General features: G+C 73.8%; 3 protein-coding genes and 1 pseudogene. 3 read left to right on the top strand and 1 reads right to left on the bottom strand.

Annotated elements, in window-relative coordinates; all coding sequences use genetic code 11:
* Positions 1-324, bottom strand: a pseudogene (locus tag ACIQOV_RS35565) (dihydrofolate reductase); the annotation flags it as partial.
* Between the two features lie 302 nt (positions 325-626).
* Here ACIQOV_RS35565 and ACIQOV_RS35570 point away from each other — a divergent pair.
* From ACIQOV_RS35570 to ACIQOV_RS35580, 3 genes are all read left to right on the top strand, one after another.
* On the top strand, positions 627-1697 hold the full coding sequence (locus ACIQOV_RS35570; RefSeq protein WP_401054958.1) for a phosphatidylinositol-specific phospholipase C domain-containing protein: 1071 nt from the start codon (positions 627-629) through the stop codon (positions 1695-1697).
* Positions 1698-1811: 114 nt separating this feature from the next.
* The gene (locus tag ACIQOV_RS35575) at positions 1812-2204 is read left to right on the top strand and encodes a ribonuclease (RefSeq protein ID WP_359915598.1); all 393 of its coding nucleotides are present in this window, start codon (positions 1812-1814) and stop codon (positions 2202-2204) included.
* A gap of 150 nt (positions 2205-2354) precedes the next feature.
* A complete protein-coding gene (locus tag ACIQOV_RS35580; RefSeq protein ID WP_401054959.1) occupies positions 2355-2705 on the top strand; it encodes a 5-carboxymethyl-2-hydroxymuconate Delta-isomerase in 351 nt (116 codons plus the stop codon).
* Positions 2706-2901 lie beyond the last annotated feature (196 nt).

A 2901-nucleotide genomic window follows, 5' to 3' on the forward strand; every position in this document is an offset into this window, starting at 1 on the left:
CACGAAGACCGGGGTGTGGAACGGCGGGTTCGGCCCCCACCAGCCCCGCCAGTCCTCGTTCTGCCAGGGGCCGCGCTGCGGGCCGAACTTGTTGCGGCCCATGATCTCCGCGCCGATGCCGTCGCCCCAGGTGCGGGCCATCGCGTCGTCCACGCCGGTGTCTCCGCCCTCCTTGCCGTTCATCCGCCGGAACGTCCGGGTGTCGAAGAACCAGCGGTGCAGCCGGTCGGCGGCGTGGCCGAACGGCGCGTCGAGGCTCTGGCCCTCGCCCGTGCCGTAGCCGTCCAGGGAGATCGAGAAGTTGTGGACCCGGACCAGGGACATCGGTTCCTCCGCCGCTCTGCGCGCCTCACGCGTGTCTCGGGTGCGGACCGCCCGCACCCCGCGCCTGGGCCAAACTAGCCTGGAGCCACCGAACCCCGACGTTCCGTCACCGTCCTCGGGCGTGGCGGGTGCGGCGGATGGGGAGCGCGTGGAGGAAGGGGAGGGGAGCGGGGGAGAAGCGGTGCAGCCGTCACGCTATTGTCGTGCCTTCTTCATCCTGAGCACGCCCGGGCGGGCGATGCTTCGTCAGGCTGCCCGGGAGCAGGGCGGCCGGCATCCCATGACTTGGGGGGACCGTTCCGATGACCGTACGCCGCACCCTGACCGGATTCCTGGCCGCCGGCCTGATCGCCGCCGCGGCGGCGCTGATCCCGACCGCCCCGGCGGACGCCACCACGGGCGGGTCGGGCGACCTGCCGTTCGGCTCCGCGACCACCGTCGGCCTGCACAACACCTACGACCCGGCCGCGTTCCCGTACCTCGCCCAGGGCCTGGACACCGGCACCGGCATGATCGAGCTGGACCTCTGGCCGAACGTCTTCACCAAGACGTGGCAGGTCAGCCACTCCAACCCGTTCGGCAACTCCAACAACTGCACCGCCGCGAGCACCCCCGCGCAGCTCTATGCGGGCGGCACCGACCAGAACCTGGAGAGCTGCCTGGACGACGTCCGGGTCTGGCTCGGGGCGCACCCGGGCGCCGGGCCGCTGGTGATCAAACTGGAGCTCAAGCCGGGCTACTCGGCCAACCTCGGCATGGGCCCGGACCAGCTGGACGCGCTGATCGCCCAGCACCTCGGCTCCGCCGTGCTGCGCCCGGCCGACCTGCTGGCCAGGCCCGGCGGCGGCTCGTACGCGAGCGTCGACGAGGCGGTGCGGGCGGGCAACTGGCCGAGCCGCTCGGCGCTGGCCGGGAAGGTGCTGCTGTACGCGATCCCGGGCACGGTCGAGCTCGGCAACCCCTTCGACACCCTGCACACCGACGTCGAGCAGGGCCGGCACCTGCGCGACCTGGCGGCGGCCGGCCGGATCGGCCAGGCGCAGGTGTTCCCCTCCGTGCTCGGCGCCGCCACCGGCGACCCGCGCGGCCAGTACACCGGGGCGGACGCCTCGATCCGGCCCTGGTTCGTGGTCTTCGACGGTGATGCCTCCACCTACGTCAGGACCGTCGACACCGCCTGGTACGACAACGCCCACTACCTGCTGGTGATGACGGACTCCCACCTGGTCGCGCCGGAGATCAGCGGCACGGACCCGACCGCGGACCAGGCGCGGGCCCGCACCGAGCAGCTGGCGAAGGCGCACGCGAGCATCGTCTCCAGCGACTGGCGCAGGCTCCCGGCGGTGCAGGCGCTGGTGCTGTCGCGCGGCTGAGGCCGGCCCGGCGGCTGACCGGGCCGAGGCCCTGACGGGTACGTCGAGTTGACCGGAGGTGAAGAGTTGGAACGGGGCTTCCGATGGCTCCCGACCGTCGCCATCCTGGTTGTCATGACCCGAACTCTACGCGCGTGGAAGACCCGCGTCGCCGCCACCGCCGCCGTTGCCCTGGTCACCCTCGCGCCGATCGCCGTCGCGACCGAGGCGCAGGCCGCGGTGAGCGGCTCGGTGTGCCTGTCCGCCCTGCCCTCCCAGGCCGGCACCACCCTCGACCTGATCGCCTCCGGCGGTCCCTTCCCGTACAGCCAGGACGGCGTCGTCTTCCAGAACCGGGAGCGCGTGCTGCCCGCGCAGTCCTCCGGCTACTACCACGAGTACACCGTGGTCACCCCGGGCTCGCCGACCCGCGGCGCCCGTCGCATCGTCACCGGCAAGCAGTACCACGAGGACTACTACACCGCCGACCACTACGTGACCTTCCGCAAGATCAACTTCGGCTGCTGAACCGGCCACCGCTCACCGCTCCACCGATCATCGTTCCACCGATCACCGCTCCACCGGGCACCTCCGGGGCCCCGGCGCCGCACCCCGCGCCGGGGCCCCGGGCGCGTCCGATAGCGTCGGGGCGTCCGGCAACGACTCCTGGAGGTTCCCGTGCCGCAGATCCTGGTCGACCACTCGGCCGAACTCGACTTCGACCGGGCGGCGCTGGCCGCCGAGGTCCACCAGGCGATCACCGAGGTGATCGACACCACGGTGGCGGACTGCAAGACGCTCTTCCGCCCCGTCGGCCGGCACCACGTCGGCGACGGGACGAGCGGCGAGGCCGTGGTGCTGGTCGAGGTGAAGATCCTGGCCGGCCGCAGTGCCGAGCAGCGCGCCGAACTGACCGCCCGGGTGCTCGCCGCCCTGCGCGCCCGGATCGACCGGCCCGCCGCCATCGGCGTCCAGGTCACCGAACTCGACCGGGACACCTACCGGTTCGTCCACCACCCCGGCCACTGAGCCGCGAACTCCGAGTCCTGGACTCCGAGCCCTGCCACCGAGTCCCGTCCGCCGGGCGGGGTCCGGGGAACGGCGGCGGGGGGGGGGGGGGGGGGCCCCCCCCCCCCCGGGGGGGGGCCCCCCGGGGGGGGCCCCCCGGGGGGGGGGGCCCCGGGCGGGGGGGGGGGGGGCCCCCGGGACGCGGCCCCCCCCGCGC

This window comes from Kitasatospora sp. NPDC091257 (assembly GCF_044757675.1).
GTDB classification, from domain to species: domain Bacteria; phylum Actinomycetota; class Actinomycetes; order Streptomycetales; family Streptomycetaceae; genus Kitasatospora; species Kitasatospora lactacystinica.

Bases quoted from the DNA above. Each gene is read 5' to 3' on its own strand.
- ACIQOV_RS35570 (WP_401054958.1), top strand. From the start codon at position 627: ATGACCGTACGCCGCACCCTGACCGGATTCCTGGCCGCCGGCCTGATC.
- ACIQOV_RS35575 (WP_359915598.1), top strand. From the start codon at position 1,812: ATGACCCGAACTCTACGCGCGTGGAAGACCCGCGTCGCCGCCACCGCC.